At 41.3% G+C, this 19501-nt stretch carries 14 protein-coding genes and 1 tRNA gene; 12 read left to right on the top strand and 3 right to left on the bottom strand.

Translation table 11 applies throughout. The annotated features are described in order from the left end of the window. Positions 1-4 precede the first annotated feature (4 nt). The 6 genes from O9316_RS06435 (at position 5) to O9316_RS06410 (ending at position 5499) form a co-directional block, all read left to right on the top strand. Positions 5-1444: a NuoM family protein gene (locus tag O9316_RS06435; protein ID WP_298204250.1), complete on the top strand. Its 1440-nt coding sequence runs from the start codon at positions 5-7 to the stop codon at positions 1442-1444. Positions 1445-1457: 13 nt separating this feature from the next. Then, on the top strand, positions 1458-2828 hold the full coding sequence (locus O9316_RS06430; protein ID WP_298204249.1) for an NADH-quinone oxidoreductase subunit N: 1371 nt from the start codon (positions 1458-1460) through the stop codon (positions 2826-2828). A gap of 118 nt (positions 2829-2946) precedes the next feature. After that, on the top strand, positions 2947-4215 hold the full coding sequence (locus O9316_RS06425) for a Y-family DNA polymerase (RefSeq protein ID WP_298204248.1): 1269 nt from the start codon (positions 2947-2949) through the stop codon (positions 4213-4215). Then, positions 4206-4643: a translesion error-prone DNA polymerase V autoproteolytic subunit gene (gene umuD / locus O9316_RS06420; RefSeq protein ID WP_297517515.1), complete on the top strand. Its 438-nt coding sequence runs from the start codon at positions 4206-4208 to the stop codon at positions 4641-4643. Before O9316_RS06425 ends, umuD begins: the two co-directional genes overlap by 10 nt. A 10-nt stretch (positions 4644-4653) precedes the next feature. Beyond that, the gene (locus tag O9316_RS06415; RefSeq protein ID WP_298204247.1) at positions 4654-5133 is read left to right on the top strand and encodes a hypothetical protein; all 480 of its coding nucleotides are present in this window, start codon (positions 4654-4656) and stop codon (positions 5131-5133) included. A gap of 42 nt (positions 5134-5175) precedes the next feature. Then, complete coding sequence (locus O9316_RS06410; RefSeq protein ID WP_366941527.1) at positions 5176-5499, top strand: endonuclease/exonuclease/phosphatase family protein; 324 nt, start codon at positions 5176-5178, stop codon at positions 5497-5499. Between the two features lie 204 nt (positions 5500-5703). Here O9316_RS06410 and O9316_RS06405 read toward each other — a convergent pair. After that, positions 5704-5783 (bottom strand) — tRNA-Leu (locus tag O9316_RS06405). A 158-nt stretch (positions 5784-5941) separates the two neighbouring features. Here O9316_RS06405 and O9316_RS06400 point away from each other — a divergent pair. The 3 genes from O9316_RS06400 (at position 5942) to pth (ending at position 8223) form a co-directional block, all read left to right on the top strand. Continuing rightward, complete coding sequence (locus O9316_RS06400) at positions 5942-6883, top strand: ribose-phosphate pyrophosphokinase (RefSeq protein WP_073360721.1); 942 nt, start codon at positions 5942-5944, stop codon at positions 6881-6883. A gap of 20 nt (positions 6884-6903) precedes the next feature. Further along, positions 6904-7512: a 50S ribosomal protein L25/general stress protein Ctc gene (locus tag O9316_RS06395; RefSeq protein ID WP_298204246.1), complete on the top strand. Its 609-nt coding sequence runs from the start codon at positions 6904-6906 to the stop codon at positions 7510-7512. An 87-nt stretch (positions 7513-7599) separates the two neighbouring features. After that, positions 7600-8223, top strand: coding sequence for an aminoacyl-tRNA hydrolase (gene pth / locus O9316_RS06390; RefSeq protein WP_298204245.1), 624 nt, complete (start codon positions 7600-7602; stop codon positions 8221-8223). 50 nt (positions 8224-8273) lie between these two features. Here the strand turns inward: pth and O9316_RS06385 are convergent, their stop codons facing one another. After that, positions 8274-11051: a reprolysin-like metallopeptidase gene (locus tag O9316_RS06385; RefSeq protein ID WP_298204244.1), complete on the bottom strand. Its 2778-nt coding sequence runs from the start codon at positions 11049-11051 to the stop codon at positions 8274-8276. A gap of 114 nt (positions 11052-11165) precedes the next feature. On the opposite strand from O9316_RS06385, the gene O9316_RS06380 reads away from it, so the two are divergent. Both O9316_RS06380 and bioB read left to right on the top strand, forming a co-directional pair. After that, positions 11166-12119, top strand: a complete 954-nt coding sequence (locus O9316_RS06380; protein ID WP_298204243.1) for a bifunctional riboflavin kinase/FAD synthetase — start codon at positions 11166-11168, stop codon at positions 12117-12119. A gap of 53 nt (positions 12120-12172) precedes the next feature. After that, on the top strand, positions 12173-13258 hold the full coding sequence (bioB, locus tag O9316_RS06375; protein ID WP_298204242.1) for a biotin synthase BioB: 1086 nt from the start codon (positions 12173-12175) through the stop codon (positions 13256-13258). Between the two features lie 50 nt (positions 13259-13308). On the opposite strand, the gene O9316_RS06370 is transcribed toward bioB, so the two are convergent. Further along, entirely contained in the window at positions 13309-18684 is a 5376-nt protein-coding gene (locus O9316_RS06370; RefSeq protein ID WP_298347070.1) for a hypothetical protein, read from the bottom strand. Between the two features lie 103 nt (positions 18685-18787). On the opposite strand from O9316_RS06370, the gene O9316_RS06365 reads away from it, so the two are divergent. Then, positions 18788-19261, top strand: a complete 474-nt coding sequence (locus tag O9316_RS06365; protein WP_298204240.1) for a regulatory protein RecX — start codon at positions 18788-18790, stop codon at positions 19259-19261. Positions 19262-19501 lie beyond the last annotated feature (240 nt).

The raw sequence follows: 19501 nt of genomic DNA, 5'->3' as shown, positions 1-19501 counted from the left end.
CCTGATGGACGTAACTACTCTATTACTTTTATTACTTATCGGTGCTTTATGTACCTATTTGGCTGGCGATAAACTGGCTTCCAAAGTGGCTTTACTTTTTAGTACCGCAGCCATGGGAATTACCCTTTTTCTTTTGGCAACCGTAAGTGATTTCAGTACACTTAATGTTTCTTTACCTTGGATTTCTTTACCCAAAGCATATTTTGCCTTAAAGGTTGATGGCTTAGCATTGGCGATGGTTTTACTCACCACCGTATTAACACCGCTAATCATTCTTAGTTCCTTTGCTAATGCATTTAAAAATGCCAAAAGCATCTATGCGTTAATTCTCTTCATGGCGTTTGCGATGGCGGGTACATTTTTGGCCGCCGACGGACTTCTTTATTACATTTTCTGGGAATTAGCCTTAATCCCCATCTATTTTATCGCGTTGTTGTGGGGGAATGATGCTATTGAAACACGCAAAAAAGCCGTACTTAAATTTTTCATTTATACTTTAGGAGGCTCTTTGTTCATGTTGGTTGCATTTGCCTACTTATACCACAAAGCAGGAAGTTTCATGCTTACTGATTTGTATGCTTTACAACTCAGTACTGAGGAGCAAACTTGGATTTTCTTAGCCTTCTTTTTAGCCTATGCGATTAAAATTCCAGTAGTTCCTTTCCACACTTGGCAGGCTGATGTGTATCAAAAAGCGCCAACAGTTGGTACTATGTTGCTCTCGGGAATTATGTTAAAAATGGGATTGTACAGTGTAATCCGCTGGCAACTCCCCATTGCCCCTTTGGCAGCAAAAACGTATATGCCCATCCTATTGGGACTTAGCATCGCGGGAGTCATTTATGGATCTATCGCCGCTTTACGTCAAAAAGATATCAAACGATTATTGGCTTACTCCTCGTTAGCCCACGTAGGGTTAATTGCCGCGGGCTGTTATAGCCTCACTTTCGATGGTTTAAGTGGTGCCGTATCGCAAATGATTGCACACGGTTTTGTGATTGTCGGGTTGTTTTACGCCGCTGAAATCATTTACCGCCGTTTGGAAACACGAAGTATTGAGGCTATGGGCGGAATTCGCGTTCAAACCCCAAAATTCACTTCCTTGTTTATGATTTTGGTTTTGGCCTCTGTAGCCTTGCCCGGCACGTATAACTTTGTAGGGGAATTTACCGTGCTGTATAGTTTATCGCAAATCAATGTGTGGTATGCGGTTCTTGGTGGAACTACAATCATTTTGGGAGCTTATTACATGTTGAAGATGTTTCAAAATGTAATGTTGGGTGAAGCTAATGCTAAACTTTTTGCCGAAGTAACTCTCGGTGAAACCTTTGTAATGGTAGTGCTCATTGCCTTCTTATTGTTCTTTGGATTGTATCCTAAACCTTTATTGGACTTGGTTAATCCATCGCTACAAGAAATCTTTACATTAATCAACCGTTCTTAATTCTGTCATACGAATGAATACACTAATCGCTGTATCAGGTTTAGGCATCTTCTGTCTTTTAGCTGAAATTATCAATCTGAGAAAAGCCATTGTACCGGTTTCCGTGGTTGCTTTGTTAGCGATCCTTGGACTAACGATTTCCGAATTTAACCATCCCGCTTCATGGTACTATAACATGATTGTGGTGTCTAATTTTTCGGTGGCCTTTTCTAGCTTATTTATCGTTTTGACCGTTTTTCTCATTCTGATGAGTGGGGATTATTACAAAGACAAACCATCCAAATTCTCCGATTTTATTGCCATAAAAATCTTTTTGTTGGCTGGAGCCATCGCCATGGTTTCGTTTGGAAATTTATCGATGTTTTTCATCGGTATTGAAATTCTTTCTATCGCGTTGTATATTCTTGCAGGTAGTGAGCGTCTAAGTCTACTAAGCAATGAAGCGGGTATGAAATACTTCTTGTTGGGTTCTTTCGCTTCTGGATTTATTCTTTTCGGAATTTGTTTGGTTTACGGAGCTACGGGTTACTTTGATGTGGCCGAAATCTATGAATTGTCACAAGGGGCCGGACTTCCTATTTGGTTCTATTTTGGAATTACCATGATGCTTATTGGAATGTTGTTCAAAATTGCTGCAGCACCTTTCCATTTTTGGGCACCTGATGTGTATGAGGGGTCTCCCACTTTGGTGACCGCTACCATGAGCACTTTGGCTAAAGTTGTGGCCGTGGCTACGTTGTACAAATTGGTTACGGGCTTGAACAAAGAAATGCCTTACTCTTTTGAAATTGCACTCCTTGCTGTTGCTATTTTAACCATGTTTGTAGGGAACCTTTTGGCTTTACGTCAAGAGAATGTAAAACGAATGATGGCTTTTTCAGGTATTTCACATGCCGGATTTATGCTTTTGGCCTTGTTAAGTCTTACCACCGCCGCTGGAACCCTTTTCTATTATACTGCAGCGTATGCTTTGGCAGGTATTGCTGCCTTTGCTGTTATAACTGCCGTTACCAAAAATAAAGAGACGCAGAACGTTGCTGATTTCAATGGGTTGGGAAAACGCCACCCAATCCTCGCTGCAATTCTCACCATGGCCTTATTGTCTATGGCGGGTATTCCAATTTTTGCGGGCTTTTTTGCTAAATTCTCCCTGTTCACCCAAACTATTGAAGCGGGTTATTTAATTGCCGTTATTGTAGGAGTAGTGAATTCAATCATTAGTATTGGCTACTATTTTAAACTAATTTTAGCCATGTACAATAAAGAAGCCGATGACGAAGCAACATCCATATCTTGGGTATATACCTTGGTTGCTATTGTGGCTATTGCACTCAATATTGGCATGGGAATTTACCCGAGTTGCATGATGGATTTATTGAAATAATCAGACGATCTTTATCCTACAAAGGCTGTTCCATCGAATAGCCTTTTTTTATGAACAATAGCGAATTTTAACGCTTGTTCTTTCCCGTCATTTTCATCCGATTCGCTACTTTTATATCATGTATGCGTTAGTCGATTGCAATAATTTTTATGCCTCCTGTGAACGGGTGTTCCAACCGCAATTGGTGGGGAAACCGATCGTGGTACTGTCCAATAATGACGGTTGTGTCATCGCGCGAAGTTATGAAGCAAAAGATTTGGGGATTCCCATGGGCGCGCCCGAATTTGAATGCCGACCACTGATCAAAAAACACGGCATACATGTCTTTTCATCCAACTATGCACTGTATGGGGACATGAGTAGTCGTGTAATGAAAATTTTAGAAGGGTTTACACCTCATGTTGAAGTCTACAGTATCGACGAAGCCTTCCTTAATTTTGACGGCATGCACACTATCAACTGGCAGGATTATGGAATTCAAATGCGAAAGCGCGTCTTGAAATGGTTGAGTATTCCCATTTCTGTTGGCTTTGCACCCTCTAAAGCATTGGCTAAAATTGCTAATAAAATTGCCAAAAAATTCCCCGAGCGCACCCAAGGCTCCTATGTAATTGACAGCGAAGAAAAACGAATCAAAGCGTTAAAATGGACGGCCATAGAGGACGTTTGGGGCATCGGTTTTCGATTGACAAAAAAAATGAAAGCACACCAGATTCATACGGCTTACGATTTCACACTGCCACAACATGAGTCGTACATCCAAAAAGAAATGGGTGTGGTTGGAAACCGTTTGCGTTTGGAATTGTTGGGTCAGTCGGTGCTAGAACTCGAAGAACCAAAAGATAAAAAACACATCGCCGTAACGCGGAGTTTTGAAGGCCGCATCAGTAGCCTCGACGAATTGAAAGAGCGGGTATCAACTTTTGCGTCGATTTGTGGTGAAAAATTACGAAAACAACAATCCGACTGCCAAGTAGTTACTGTGTATTTGCGCAAAGATAAATTTCATAATCCCGATAACGGACGGTATAATTTTTATGCACAAGAAACCCTACCGTTTCCTACCCATTCGAGTATTACGCTCAGTCAAACCGCTACCCGTATGATTGCACAGCTGTTTCGCGAAGGTGAAGAATACAAAAAAACAGGCGTGATTGTCTCATCAATTACCCCACAAAACCAAAAGCAGTTCAATTTGTTTCAAGATGAAAATCCAAAACACGAAGCGCTGATGAGAGTAATGGATGCCTATTTCAAAAAAACGGGTGAGCGAAAAATCCGCTTGGGAATGCACGATTTGAATCGAACGTGGAAGATGAAGCAAAACCATTTATCGCCCAAATTCACCACCAATATTAACGATATCATTACGGTACAATGTCATTAGAAAACGCTAAACTCACTTTTTTTATCCCCGATTTAAGTCCGAAAGAAGGACTCCCCTATTTTTCAGGCGGGATCAAAGCGGGGTTTCCTTCACCAGCGGCCGACTTTGATGAAGCAAAAATCAGTTTGGACAACGTATTGGTGCGCAACCGCGAAGCAACCTTTTACGCAAAAGCTTCTGGAAATTCAATGATTGGCGCCGGCATAGACGATGGGGATATCATGGTCATCGACCGTAGTTTGGAACCCGTTCATAATAAAATTGCGGTGTGCTGTATTGATGGGGAATTTACGGTGAAACGTATTCGAAAAGAAAAAAATGCCGTGTATTTAATGCCTGAAAATCCCCACTATCCTCCCATTTTAATCACAGAAGAAAATGAACTGATTATTTGGGGTATAGTAACCTATGTCATTAAAAGTGTGTAAAAAGAGTAGGATGTGGAAAAAAAGTAACTTCTATTTAGGCATTCTTGCGTTACTTATGCTTGCCAAGGGATGGGGACAATCCGAGAAATTTTCGGTGATGACCTACAACATCCGACTCGATGTAGCCTCTGATGGTGTCAACCGATGGGACAATCGAAAAATTCCACTTTTGCATCAAATCAACACCATACATCCCGATGTGTTGGGCATACAAGAAGCGCTCCCCCATCAAATGATAGCGTTGCAAAAAGGCATGCCCGATTATCAAAAAGTGGGGTTAGGCCGGGAGGAAAATCAAACAGGAGAAGCTAGTGGGCTCTTTATAAAAACCCGTCGCTTTATGATTAAGGACAGTGGAACATTTTGGTTGTCAAATACACCAGAAAAAGTTTCACGCGGTTGGGATGCCGCTTGCAATCGGGTTTGCAGCTTTGTGCGTCTTGAAGATCGCCTGACTGGAAAAAAATGTTGGGTATTTAATACCCATTAGGATCACGTTGGAGAACAAGCACGAACAGAAAGCTTAGTACTTATCTTAGCACAAATTACCGTTCGAAATCCCAAGAATGAACCCGTAATCCTTATGGGCGATTTTAATACCACTCCTGAACATCCCCGTTTGAAATTACTGGAAAAAGAATGGGTTAATACCTATGCCGCCCTGAATCCCAAGAGCACTTCAGGGACGTTCAATGGCTTTCATACAGACACCCCCGTAAACAATTGTATTGATTACATTTGGGTTACCCGTCAAGCATTTATCATTCATTCCAGCGAAATTCGTGCTGAAAAACCGAATCATCAATGGCTATCTGACCATTATCCGGTACTAAGTGTTGTAGAAATAAAACCGTAGTCTCCATTATCTTGACGCATTAATTTCAATCCCTTTTTTGACAAAAACCAAAAGTCAAAAACTCCAATGACTCCGTCGCAAAACGCTGATTTGAATTGAAGGGTAATCCCCTATGAAGCTACTGCCGAACAGAAGAATGCAAAACATAAACGTAATATTTCATGGCATATAGAATAAAAAAACCTCTCGAAGTGAGAGGTCTTGTACCCGGAGTGGGAATCGAACCCACACTCCTAAGAACACGAGTTTGAGTCGTGCGCGTCTACCAATTCCGCCATCCGGGCATGGATTTAGTGTTTTTTGTGGGTGCAAATGTACACAAAAAATGAAATAAACAAGAAAAAAATACTGAAAAATATAGGCCTTCAGTCAGATTTTATTTCTAAATTTGCACCTCAATAAACACAACACACACTAACTCACTACTAAACAACCGATTAAAATGTCACATCAAGAACCGGAAGCAAAGATATTTGCGTGTTCCCAAAGTGTCCACCTTGCCGAGCAAATCGCCAAACATTATGGGGTGCCGCTAGGTAAAGTAACGTTCTCAAAATTTAGTGATGGTGAATTTCAGCCGTCCTTTGAAGAATCCATTCGTGGATTACGGGTTTTCATTGTTTGCTCGACTTTTCCGTCGGCCGATAATTTAATGGAATTGCTATTGATGATTGATGCTGCCAAGCGCGCTTCAGCCCGACATATCACCCCAGTAATTCCTTATTTTGGGTATGCCCGTCAAGATCGTAAAGACAAACCTCGCGTTCCAATTGGCGCCAAATTGATTGCCAAGTTGTTGGAAACTGCTGGAGCGACGCGGATTATGACGATGGATTTGCATGCCGATCAAATTCAAGGATTTTTTGAAAAACCAGTGGATCACTTGTTTGCCTCAACGATTTTCTTGCCCTACGTGAAAAGTTTGAATCTAGAAAATCTCACCATCGCTTCGCCTGACATGGGAGGTTCAAAACGAGCGTATGCCTATTCCAAATTCTTGACCTCCGACGTAGTGGTTTGTTACAAACAACGAAAAGCGGCTAATGTCATTGAAACGATGGAATTGATTGGTGAAGTAAAAGGGCGTAATGTGATCCTTGTAGACGACATGATTGATACAGGAGGCACCTTAGCAAAAGCGGCCGACTTGATGATAGAACGCGGTGCACTCAGTGTTCGAGCCATTTGTACGCACGCTATTTTATCGGGTGAGGCGTATGAAAAAATAGAAAAATCACAGCTTAGCGAGCTCATCGTTACCGATTCCATTCCGCTGAAAAAGGAATCGCCAAAAATCAAAGTGGTCAGTTGTGCACCACTGTTTGCCGAAGTAATGCAGATGGTACAACACAACAACTCCATTAGCGGAAAATTTTTAATGTAAATAATTAATAAATTTAAATAATGAAGTCAATTTCAATCAAAGGATCTGAAAGAGAAAGCGTAGGCAAAAAGGCAACGAAGGCCGTACGTGATGCTGGAATGGTTCCTTGCGTAATCTACGGAGGAGAACAACCAGTACACTTTCAAGCAGAAAGCAAAGCTTTCAAAAGTTTAGTTTACACTCCAGATGCGCACACTGTTGCGATTGATTTAGGAGGAAAAGTGTATAACGCTATCCTACAGGATATTCAATTCCACCCTGTTACTGATGCTATCTTGCACATTGATTTTTATCAATTAAATGATGAAAAAGAAATCATCATGGAGGTTCCTGTAAAAATCACAGGTACATCTCCAGGGGTATTATTAGGAGGTGTTTTGAACTTAAACTTACGTCGTTTAAAAGTAAAAGCATTACCTAAAAATCTTCCTGATTATGTATATGCAGACATTTCTGAATTACAAATGGGGAACAAATTGTATGTAACTAAATTAGGAAGCGACAATTATAAATTAATGCACCCTGACAATACAGTTGTATGCCAAGTGAAGATTTCACGTGCGGCGATGAAAGCAGCGCAAGAAGCAGCCAAAGCCGAAAAAGCAGCAGCCAAAGGAAAGAAAAAATAATCTTTTCTATACTGAACACCCAAAGCATCGGACATTTCCGATGCTTTTTTTTTGAAGACCCATACCATTTAAAGTATTTTTGCACTCATGGTTCGGTTACTTTCCCTTTTTCGTAAAACATCAAATTCTGAAAATACATCACCTATGAAGAAATATCTAATAGTAGGCTTAGGTAATATTGGCGCTGAATACGTGAATACCCGACACAATATTGGATTTAAAGTGGTAGATTTTTTTGCAAAACAAGAAAACGAGTCTTTTCAAACGGCAAAATTAGGAGACCTTGCCGAGTGCAAAATAAAAGGAAAAACCGTGTTTTTGTTGAAACCCAATACCTATATGAATTTAAGCGGTAAAGCGGTAAAGTATTGGATGGATAAAGAAAATATTCCTGCTGAAAATGTATTGATTATTACCGATGATTTGAATTTGCCATTTGGTACCGTTCGCATTAAAGCCAAAGGAAGTGATGGTGGTCATAATGGTCTAAAAAACATTCAAGCCGTTCTTTCGACCACCGAATACCCTCGTTTTCGATTTGGGATCAGCGATCAATTTAAGAAAGGACAACAGGTAAATTATGTTTTGGGCGAATGGGATGAAACAGAAAAAGAGGCATTACCCGAACGATTGGCGCTTTGCCGGGAGGCGATCACTTCTTTTGTACTCGCCGGATTGGCCACCACGATGAATACATTTAACGGAAAGTAAATCCATAAAAAAAGCTCCCGAAGGAGCTTTTCATAGTTAAGAGAGCTAAATTATCGAATTACGATTTTACGTACTTCTTTTTTTGCACCATCTTTTACTGTAACGAGGTAAACTCCAGCTTCAATAGTTCCAACATTAATTGACTCATCAAAGATTGTTGCATTTGAATACGCTCGATTGTATACTTCTCGGCCACGGATATCGTGAACTGAAACAGCAATGTCAGTGGATGTAGGATAGAATCTCACCGTAAACACTCCATTGTTTGGATTAGGATATACAACCAAATTATCAAGCGTAAATGTTTCATTATTCAATTGAACTTGAGAGGTACAAACTTCTATAGCCCAACTGTTCAAACTTCCTATATCTACATTAAAAAAATCTCTTGCAAACATAGTCCAAGTACCACTAGCAGGCAAATTGTTAAATGCTGATAATGGACTAGAAGGTGCAAATGTACCTGTCATATTCGCCACACATGTAAAAGCAGGTGAACCGTCACTCAAAGTAACATTAAAGTTATCATTGCCAGCACAGGCTCTGTTCCATACATTTACAAAAGTAGTCGTGTTTGGGTGTACCAATTGGAAAACCAAATCTTGCGGATAAGTATGAGTAACATTCAATGACACGTTTACATCCGAAATATTTCCAGTTAGCGGGACATTAATTGTACTATTTACAATAGGGCCAGGTGAATTTGCACCTAAACCATCTGGGATCGACACAGGAGTTGTATTGGTATACGTGTTACAAACTGTAGTAACGATAAACCCTACAGAGAAATTATTTGAGTTTACATTAAAGAAAATATTATTACTCGCTTTTACCATCAAACGACAATTTACGGCTGGAGTTGAAGGCATAACTACATCGGCAGCACCGTCATTAGGTGTCCCCGCCAATAATGTTGTCCAAGTTGCCCCATTATCGGTGGTAATCATAATATCAACGTTGGCTCCTCCTGTAATGGTGTTTGTATTGTTTACATCCCAAGTTACCGACTGTGTTGAACCTAAAGTATAGGAAATACCACTCGTATTTTGAGAGGTAACAGTTAGCGGACCTCTTGTTGCATCCACAGTAATGGTAGCATTGGCAATATTAGTTTGACCTACTTTAACATTAGGAACATACGTAGCATTATCTCTCACTGTTAAACGAAATACTAAGTTTCGACCGACAGAACTCAATGCCTCAACATTGATCCCTGCGTTTCCAGCAGTAGTTTGACCCCCCGCGAAAACAGTGGGAAGTACTGGACAATAACGGATGGGTGAAGTAGAGGGTGAATTACTAATCCAATTGGGGCCACCTGTTTTACCAACCGAAGCGACACTATTTGGACCCGTAAAAGCCCCTGCTGTATCTACATTAACTTGCTCCCAACTATACGTTAAAGCATCCCCGTCGGCATCAGCTCCGGAACCGATTAACATAAATGGAGTACTTCTTGGAATGGTAAAATTACCCCCAGAATTGGCAGTTGGTGTAGCATTAGCTCCAGCAAGAGGAGTAGTCACTGGACATGTTTTGTTATTCAAATTGCTTTGAATCTGTGAAATAGATAAAGCATGATAGGAATCTATTGAATTGTTTGCAGCGTTGTAATCCGTGATTCCAGCATAACCCATAATAGTAACGCCCGAACCAACCTCTACATTCACACCAGAACCTTCATTAGCATGGGTGAAAGTATGATTAGCGCCTAATTGATGGCCTACTTCGTGTACTACATAGTCAATATCGAATGTGTCGCCCTCCGGAATTCCATCGCTTGGAGAAGTGTATCCACTTCCTTTATTACGGTCAGAGGTACTTGCTGTATCATCATTACAAACACATCCAATACAACCTGCATTTCCTCCTCCTCCAGACGCTCCGAATAAATGTCCGATATCATATGCCGCATTGTTAGCTGCCAGCGTTGTTCCTGTGCCTGTCAATCGCGTACTTAGTGTATTTTGAAGTTCTAAATTCCAAGCTCCTGCTGCTCCAGTAGCAGCTGCTGAATATGGGTCTGTTGCCGCATTATAGAAAATCACATTCGTAGATTCAGCAACAATGTTTAGGTGAACACCTAAATCTTTCTCATAACATCCATTAGCACGCGTCATGGTTTCATTGAAGGCATCCAAAACCAAATTAACTTGAGCTGCACTAGTGGCTCCGAAATAATTGGAGTACTCTGCTGTACAGGATTGTGCCAAACGCATTGTTTTCAAAACACCATTGCTAGCCATCACAACATTACCACCAGAGTTTCTATTGGAAGGATTTGCTAATCCACCAAATTCATCATCTAATACGTCACATTTCCAAGCGGGTTTAGGACCGTTATTGGCCTTATTATAAACCACATAGATTGTTCCATCGGCAGAAAAAGGCTCCATAAATTCACTGGAAGCACCTGCCCTAAATACAACGGTTTTTATCCCTCTTGCACCAATACTCAACTTCATATAGGCCGTGGGGTCTAGCGTACTTTTACCAGAAAAAGCGCGAATATCAGGAAATTGTGCTTGCAAATCAGCCTCAAAGTTGGACGCCTCATTTACCACAAAATCCTCTAATTTACCTTGTGCATTCGGAAGTGTAATAACACAAGTAGTGCCAGGCTGATCGACAATTGTCATCAATCTGTTTTTTAATTGATCAAAATTCAGTGTATACAAATCATACTGCTTAGGAAATGTACTTCTGAATGTTCCCTTAGCTCGTTCTATGTCTTTACCGGGTTGTGCTACTGACCAATAACGACCAGTTTGTGCATTCATTCCCGCCAAGCCAAGGAAAAAAATAGAAAGTAATAAAATTTTTTTCATTTTAATTAGATTGGTTATAATAGCTAACAAATATAAACGAATTTTTACGAATTTGACATTCCAAATGTGAATTCAACGGGTTATAGTTATTAAACGCAAAAATCAACTACCTTTGTGCCGATTTTATTGCACTTGAAAACCTATTCCAACATTACTGATTTTCCCCAAACAAAAGGCACAGTGCTTACACTGGGTACTTTTGACGGGGTTCATTTGGGCCATACGAAGATTCTTAATAAAATAAAAGAAGCGGCAAAAACCATGGTATTAGAGAGTGTCGTGCTCACGTTCCATCCGCATCCGCGATCGGTGTTACAAACAAATACACCCATGCGCTTACTCAGTTGCATTGATGAAAAATCAAACTTGATACAGCATGCGGGGATAGATCATCTCGTTATTCATCCCTTTGACAAAGCGTTCTCACAATTAACTGCCGAGGAATTTGTTACTGATATTTTGGTCAAAAAATTTAATCTCAAAAAAATTGTTATCGGGTACGACCATCGTTTTGGAAAAAATCGCACGGCAAATATTGATGATTTAACACGTTTCGGTTTGGAATTTGGCTTTGAAGTAGTTCAAATCACAGCCGAAGAAGTTAATGCAATAACAATTAGTTCTACTAAGATTCGCAAAGCCTTGGAAAACGGTGATTGTAGCACTGCTCAAAACTATTTAGGACATCCTTACACGCTATCGGGTACTGTAGTAAAAGGTCAACAATTAGGCCGTACACTGGGATTCCCAACGGCCAACCTACAACCTTGTTGTGCTGAAAAACTTATTCCAAAAAATGGAGTTTATGTGGTGCGCGTCTCTTATGACAACCGTTACTATTCGGGGGTTTTAAATATCGGCACCCGTCCTACCATTTCGGGCACTTCTCAAACAATAGAAGTACATCTTTTTGATTTTTCTCAGGAAATATACAATGCCAAACTTACGTTGGAATTTCTAACATTTCTTCGAGAGGAACAACGATTTGACTCGCTGGATGCTCTTAAAAATCAGATTATCAGCGACAAAGAGCAAGCCCTTGCGTACTTCCAAAACCTTCCGAAATAACTATTGCCCAATGAAGGGAAATCGTTACTTTTGAATTCTAAAATTGTCACGCTATGAGTGAAATAAGACACAATTGGACCAAAGAAGAAATTTTGGCCATTTACCATAAACCTTTCATGGATTTGATGTATGAAGCGGCCACTGTGCATCGCAAACATCACGATCCCAATGTAGTTCAAGTTTCAACCTTATTATCCATAAAAACGGGTGGGTGCCCTGAAGATTGTGGCTACTGTCCTCAAGCTGCGCGGTATCATACCGATATTGAAGGTAATGATTTGATGAGTGTCACTCAAGTAAAAGCACAAGCCCTTCGTGCAAAAGCCGCGGGTTCTTCTCGTGTTTGTATGGGTGCTGCTTGGCGCAATGTGAAAGACGGTCCCGAATTTGACCAAGTATTGGAAATGGTGCGTACCATCAACAAATTGGATATGGAAGTGTGTTGTACTTTGGGGATGCTTACGGAAAATCAAGCTTTGCGTTTGGCTGAAGCAGGGCTCTATGCATACAACCATAATCTAGACACCTCTGAAGAATATTACAAAGAAGTTATTTCCACACGAGGCTTTGAAGACCGTTTGAAAACGATTGAAAACGTACGAAAAACCAACGTAACGGTTTGCAGTGGCGGTATTATCGGAATGGGCGAAAGTGTAGAAGACCGAGCGGGGATGTTGGTGGCACTGGCTCGTTTGAATCCGCAACCTGAATCCGTGCCAATCAATGCGCTTGTCGCTGTAGAAGGAACCCCTTTGGAAGATCAAAAACCAGTAGAAATTTGGGAAATGATTCGTATGGTAGCCACGACACGTATTGTCATGCCTGAAACACAAGTCCGCTTATCGGCGGGACGAACTGAAATGTCACGTGAAGGTCAGGCCATGTGTTTCTTTGCGGGTGCAAACTCAATTTTTGCGGGAGATAAATTATTGACTACCCCCAATCCGGATGTTAATGAGGACATGAAAATGTTTGAAACCCTTGGATTACAACCCCAAAAACCGTTTATCAAACTTATGCAACCACAGACCGTGGAAGCTGAAGATTCTCAATACCAACCGCTGGGTGAAAAACCAAAATGGTCACGTCCAGGACATAATATAGAACGCAACGTTAAAGCTTCTATCAAAGGTAAATAACAAAAAAAGTCCCGATAAACTCGGGACTTTTTTGTTTCTATTGTTTAAATTTATAATACTACCTTTTGCGTCATTACAGCGCCAGACTCTAATACAATTTTCACAATCAAGGTTTGTTGTTCCACTTCAATGGGGTTCGTTTGTGCTTTTACATCGTGAACCGCTGTCAAATGTGTAAGCAATCGGCCTTGTAAATCATAAACCATAACCTCTTTAATAGTTTCTTCGGCTTGCACGGAAACAACTCTTTGTTGCGCTACTACCTTTATTGTAGCCTCATACGCAACAGAATCAACATTCAGATTAGGATTACCTGGAATCGCGTAGCGCAATACAAAACGAGTGTTTAATTCGCCTTTGGGCAATGTTACTGTGTATGGGCTGTTTTTTAAATTATGAAAAACGCCTGTAACTTTATCTTCTAAATAAATCGGTTGCTGACCTGCAAACAATCCATCCGTTTTATACAACGCAATGGCGTACGTTCCGGATGTATTCACATAAACACCCAAAGGTACACGATCATTCCCTGTAAAAGGAAGACTTTTTCCTTGAATCGAGAAAGGCTCATCTTGTAATAGAGAGTAAATACTCAATTCTCCCGTGATTTTATGAATACAATCATACAAATGATCGCGACCGTTAGTGGCTTGACTCGCATATCCTACCAAAGTGCGTTCCGAATTTCCGTTGGTGGTATTGACGATATCCAACCATATGCGGTGTTTCTGATTGGAAAGCCATTGTGCATTTCGGTAAAAATCGGTATTATCATAGGGCATCAACAAGGCATCCGCACGAAGACTATTTTCAAAAGCAAGCGTATTTGGCGTAGCAGCTGTATGCAACATGTTGACCATAAATCCTTGCCCTGCTCCAATTTTTCCAGCAAATGAGTCAGGCTCTGTCGAACCCAACCCGTTGTATTTGATATAATCTGAAGTCCAATAATTGTATTGGAAGTTGTTGTAAAACGGACTGGTTGTCGAGGTTGGGGCTAAACCGTATTTCCAAACCCAAATGGAACCCTCAATTTTCGTTTGATTCAATACCAAAAACTCTTCGGCATCAATCGCTGAAGGGTACGGATTTCCGACTAAATTCCAATTGTCATCAAAACGTGTGGTATCAAAATTATCCGGATTTGTAAGATCAGCATCATAATCAGGACCATCATAGTTTCCGCGTGAAATAGGAGTAGTAAACTGACCGTTATGCGGTTTGCCGGTAAAGGTGGCTGTTAAAGGAGTTGCCGTAGCTGCCCCATTGGAAGCACGAGCGATATAGCCTTTTCCGCGCACCATCGTTCCCGAAGCTCCAAGCCAGTTTCCTAGTGTACCATTGGAATTTGCAAAGGTTGGATTCCATTCGTAACGCAAGGCATTGGGTAACGAATTTACAGCCACATTCTCGGTTGGAGCACTCCAATACACATAATCATAATTGCGAGCTAAAGTGGTACGATCCATTCGGAATTTTGTCCCTGAATAATCCCCATCGTTGGTATCTGTCTCATTGATTTGTATCAATTGCCCCGTATTGTTAATGTTTAAAATTCCATCTAACGTCAGTTTATTAAACGCAAAAACATAGTCATCAGCGCCGATGGTCAGAATTTTATTCAACTTGACTTCTAGATTTCCTTGGGCAAATAAATTATTGGAAGTATTCGTGTTAAAATCATTGTCCAAAACTACATTATAAAACTGCTCTACATTAGTATGTACATTCCCGTTGATAACTTGCGGAGCGCTCCCAACAAAGTGAACTGTTCCGTTTCCTTCCTGGAATTGAGCCGCTGAAGCCGCATTGGTCCAATTACCATATAGGTATAAATTCCCATCTGCGGTGCTCGAATTACTGTCATCCATATCCACTATTCCAGTTCCTGAAACACTAAGATTTCCATAGACCTCCAGTCGATTTAACGCATTTCCTTGAATTTGAACACGACGCCCTGAAATGGTCAAGTCTTTACACTTGGCGATATCAGAAAAAGTATCCGAATTGGCTGCTGTATAATCAATAATGGCATCATTTCCTGAAGTTGCATCAATCACCACATCGGTTAACTCATCGGGAACCGATAAAAGTGCCCAGTTATTACAATCAAACCAATTGGTGTTCAAAGCTCCCGTCCATTTGTTAAAAGGATCTGCTGCGGTGATTACAAACGGAGAGTTTGAAGGACATGTACCTAAAGTTGTTGTCCAATTGGTCGTATAATTTAAGACAGACCCAATCAAGTAAGGTCTGCTTCCCGTAGTAAATGTGGTTGAAGAAGTATTGTAACTTACTTCATAGGCTCCGGTGGTCGTGTTGGCTTGTAAAGAAGCACAAATTAGCTGCGGATGTTTTCGAGACCTGCGGAAATTATTGCCACTAATGGCTGTTAAATTATCGGTCAATTCATACCACACACCCCCATCTTGCACACCAGAAAGAACGGTGCCTGTAAAGGTTGAACCTGTTATGTCGTAGGTAAAAAATCCTTGCAACAAAAACATGGAATCGGGAGCTGAACTCGATACGTTAACACTACCGTGACTGGTTAAGGTTGTACCATCTGCATTTCGTCCAGAAATAGTGAATGAATTATAAGTTGCTCCTGAACCATCAACTACTGAAATAGTCGAACCCGTTCCTGCACTGACCGTATTGATACAAAACACAGAAGCCGCTGGTATAGGGGTTGTTCCCGTGTAGGTAAACTCTAAAAAGGGTAAATTTCCATCGGGGGCTGCAGTACAACTGTACCATTTGTCGGTGCGAACATTGGCTGCTGGCATCCCTCCTGTTTCATAGGTGGCATTGGCCCAAATAAAAGTCGTTCCCGGATTGATGTCTACTAAAGATAAAAGTCGTATCGCATCATCGGCGCCTGAGGTTGTATTATCATAAGCAATCAACAACAAGTCTCCTGTTTTTAATACCGTTGGAACAATGTTCAAAGGCGTTAATGCGACCTCGACTCCCGAACTCCAATCGGTTCCACTACGCACAAATAGTTCAATATAATAGGTAACACCATTGGTCAATCCTGTGATATTTACATTGTTTCCGCTGGAGGCATAGACAACTTGATTGAACGCTGTAAAAGCTGGGTTGGCCGTATACGCACTTCCATCGCCAGTTGGGGCAAATGTAATACCAGGAGCCGCGGTGACTACTACCAAAACTTGGTCAAAACAAAGCGCATTGGGATTAGCCCAACCGATTAAGCCCGTAGTATTTCCTGGTGTTGCGATAGCATTACTAACATTACTCAAAGCGGCAATTTGCGTAAGCGAACGAGGGGTTGTTGAAAAAACAGTATTGGTGGGGCCGTTGTTACGGTACGTATAAATTTCATAAACATAGGTTGCTCCTGCTGTCAATCCAGTTATCGTGGCTGTAGTTCCCGTACCAATATAGACGACACGCGAAAGTGGTGCCGTGCTGCCATAGGTGGGTGCCAACGAAAAATCGGTGTTGAAGGGTTGTGTTGAAGCTACCAAACTCGTCACCGCATGCGGATTTAATCCCCCTTGACGGGCAACTATGATATACCCATCGAAAGGACCGGTGAGAGGCGCTGACCAATTCAAGACTTGCGTCGTATTGCTCGAGCAACCGCGAGAAAATGTTGCAGGAAGATTGGGCGCAGAAGGGGCAATGGTTTGCAAGCCGCTATTGGTTGTATTTCCACTGCGCGCAACACCTCCGAAGAAAATAAGGTTAGCCCCTACATTGTTAAAACCGTTTACACCAATGGTGTTGCCAAGGGTGGCCGTTGCTGAAAAATCAGCGGTAATAAATAAATAGCCAACGGTTCCTGCATTGATTACGGTTGACGTAAAGGGTGTGAAGTTTTTATTTCCAGCCACTCCTGGAGCAGTCAAGGTACATAAAGTTGCATCGCCTGCATCCAAAATGTTATCCAAGGAGTAGCGAACTTTAAGATTCACAATATCGGCAGCAGCGTATGTCCCTGTAACAGGAATCGCTTGAAGTCCGTTTAGCGTCGCATTGGAACTGCTTACGGTAAGTTGAAAACGGTGTAAAACGTGATCCACCGTGCCTTGAGAAACAAAGGCTGCCGGAACTTGTGTTCCCATATTGGCTAAAGCTACGATTGGTGTGGCTACAGTTAGTATGGCTGCATTAGAATTAACAGCAGCACAGGGCGCCGTTCCTGTTACCACACAACGATAGCGATACCCATTTAATGAGGATGGAGTAGCATTAATATTCAGGGTAGAATTGATCACATTAGCATAGGGAGCTCCATTGGTTAAATTCGTCCAAGTGGTCCCTCCGTCGGTTGACACTTGCCATTGATACGAAACGGCATTGGAAGCAGCAACCGTAAACACCGTATTGGTTAACGATTGAACGGTTTGACTGGCAGGCTGTGTAGTAATGTTTACCGCAGGAACTATGGTAATGGCAGCGGAAGCCACGTTTCCGGTGGACCAACACGAGGTAGCGGAATTAAATGCACGCACATAATACGTTCCGCTAGTGGTTACATTCAAAGGGGTTGCCGCATTGTTTGCCGTCGACGTACCTGTTGGCGTGGTTTGCCAATAATTGACTACCGGTGCAGTAGCGGTTCCGGTGAAGGTTAGCGTTGTCGACCCACAAGCCGGTGTGGTTCCCGTAATTGTACCGGTTGGATTGGCGGGGGGAGTACACGGAGTGATGAAAGTGGCTGTACACGAAATATCATCCAATCCAAACTCATCTCTAGAGCCAGTTCCACCAATGTCAGCACTTGACCAACGAAGATAAATGTAACTTCCAGGCGCAATATTTAATCCTGTAATCGTTGTGCTTCTTGAGGGAGAAGTTCCCACTTGTACCCAACCTAAAGCATCGGCAGCAACTAAAGAAGTATAATCTAAGGCTCCAACAGCGGTATAGGCTGCATCATCAATAGAATACGAAAAGTTAAAGCTATTCGAACGACCTTGATCATTTCGTACAAACAAATTATACGATAAAGCTAAATCAGTAATATTAGTTGTCCCGTTATTTTGAATACGTAATGTTAACGTACCGGGTGCAAAATCACTTCCACCAGGTTGAATCATCAAACAGGGATTAGCAACCGATTGTGGCGCACCAGTATAGGTATACATACCTCCAGTTGTGACAGCCACTGCAGTAGCTCCACGAGTGTAATCCGTCGCAGCAGTAGTTTGGGTGCCTCCAAACAACAAAGCACCATTACTCCAACCTGTTACCGCCCACGCATTGGAATTCAATTGGCCTGAAACCGGGGTGGCCTGAAAACCAGATCCAGTAAAAGCACCATTTCCTACCGTTGCTTGCATTGAAGCAGAAAAATCAATAGTTGAAGAAGGAGCTGCATTGGTCAATACCATTTGACCTTGCATTACAGTAGCCACAAAAAGAAAAAGGAAAAGTAATTTCTTAGTCATCAGTTCACGTTAATTCAGCGTACAAAATTACAGCTAATTCACAGGATTTCAATAGCTTTGTATTACTAAATTATTAACAAATCAATTGTAACTTTACGTGGTTTTGCACTCAAAATCAGGACTTTCTGCTCAAGAAGTATTGGCCAAACTTGAATATTATTGCGCTTACCAAGAACGGTGCCATCTAGAGGTGTGGCAAAAGCTTCAAGAGTTCACCCTTTCATCACAAGAAAAGGACGAAATTATTGTGGCCTTAATTCAAAACAACTTCTTAAATGAAGAACGGTTCGCTATGGTTTTTGCCCAAAGTAAATTTCACCAAAAAAAATGGGGGAAAGTGCGCATAAAAAACGAACTGAAAGGGAGACAAATCGCCGAAATACTCATCCAAAAAGCCCTCAAAGCAATTTCCCCCGAGGCCTACGAAACGACGTTTGAACAATTGGCTATCCAAAATTGGGAACAAATTCATGAACCCAACCTTTTGAAAAAAAAGAAAAAATTTTGTGATTACCTTCTGCGGAAAGGATGGGAACATTCCCGAATTCTGGATTGGCTTAACGAGCAGAATGTTTAATTTTCTTACAACTCAACTTGTAAGTATTTACTTGCCTTCTAAACCTAACCTTGTTGTGTACTAAAAAATTATTTTTACCTCATTTTCAGGTATTTATTTCCTACTAAAGAATACGAAAACGTTTTCGTTAATCGAAGTTAATCGTGCATTTCATCGATTTTTTTGTGTATTTCGTCGATACTTTGTCAAGTTTTGGTCGACTTTTAAAAAAGTACGTCAAAATCAAAAAATGCCTCAATT

It is taken from the genome of Flavobacterium sp., from assembly GCF_027533505.1.
Taxonomy (GTDB): Bacteria; Bacteroidota; Bacteroidia; order Flavobacteriales; family Flavobacteriaceae; genus Flavobacterium.
The sequence above is the reverse complement of the archived record's forward strand: the minus strand, read 5'-3'. Positions and strand labels throughout refer to the sequence as shown.

What these genes read in the sequence shown, in the direction of transcription:
- O9316_RS06435 (WP_298204250.1), top strand. Translation starts at nt 5, where the DNA reads ATGGACGTAACTACTCTATTACTTTTATTACTTATCGGTGCTTTATGT.
- O9316_RS06430 (WP_298204249.1), top strand. Translation starts at nt 1,458, where the DNA reads ATGAATACACTAATCGCTGTATCAGGTTTAGGCATCTTCTGTCTTTTA.
- O9316_RS06425 (WP_298204248.1), top strand. Translation starts at nt 2,947, where the DNA reads ATGTATGCGTTAGTCGATTGCAATAATTTTTATGCCTCCTGTGAACGG.
- umuD (WP_297517515.1), top strand. Translation starts at nt 4,206, where the DNA reads ATGTCATTAGAAAACGCTAAACTCACTTTTTTTATCCCCGATTTAAGT.
- O9316_RS06415 (WP_298204247.1), top strand. Translation starts at nt 4,654, where the DNA reads ATGTGGAAAAAAAGTAACTTCTATTTAGGCATTCTTGCGTTACTTATG.
- O9316_RS06400 (WP_073360721.1), top strand. Translation starts at nt 5,942, where the DNA reads ATGTCACATCAAGAACCGGAAGCAAAGATATTTGCGTGTTCCCAAAGT.
- O9316_RS06395 (WP_298204246.1), top strand. Translation starts at nt 6,904, where the DNA reads ATGAAGTCAATTTCAATCAAAGGATCTGAAAGAGAAAGCGTAGGCAAA.
- pth (WP_298204245.1), top strand. Translation starts at nt 7,600, where the DNA reads ATGGTTCGGTTACTTTCCCTTTTTCGTAAAACATCAAATTCTGAAAAT.
- O9316_RS06385 (WP_298204244.1), bottom strand. Translation starts at nt 11,051, where the DNA reads ATGAAAAAAATTTTATTACTTTCTATTTTTTTCCTTGGCTTGGCGGGA.
- bioB (WP_298204242.1), top strand. Translation starts at nt 12,173, where the DNA reads ATGAGTGAAATAAGACACAATTGGACCAAAGAAGAAATTTTGGCCATT.
- O9316_RS06370 (WP_298347070.1), bottom strand. Translation starts at nt 18,684, where the DNA reads ATGACTAAGAAATTACTTTTCCTTTTTCTTTTTGTGGCTACTGTAATG.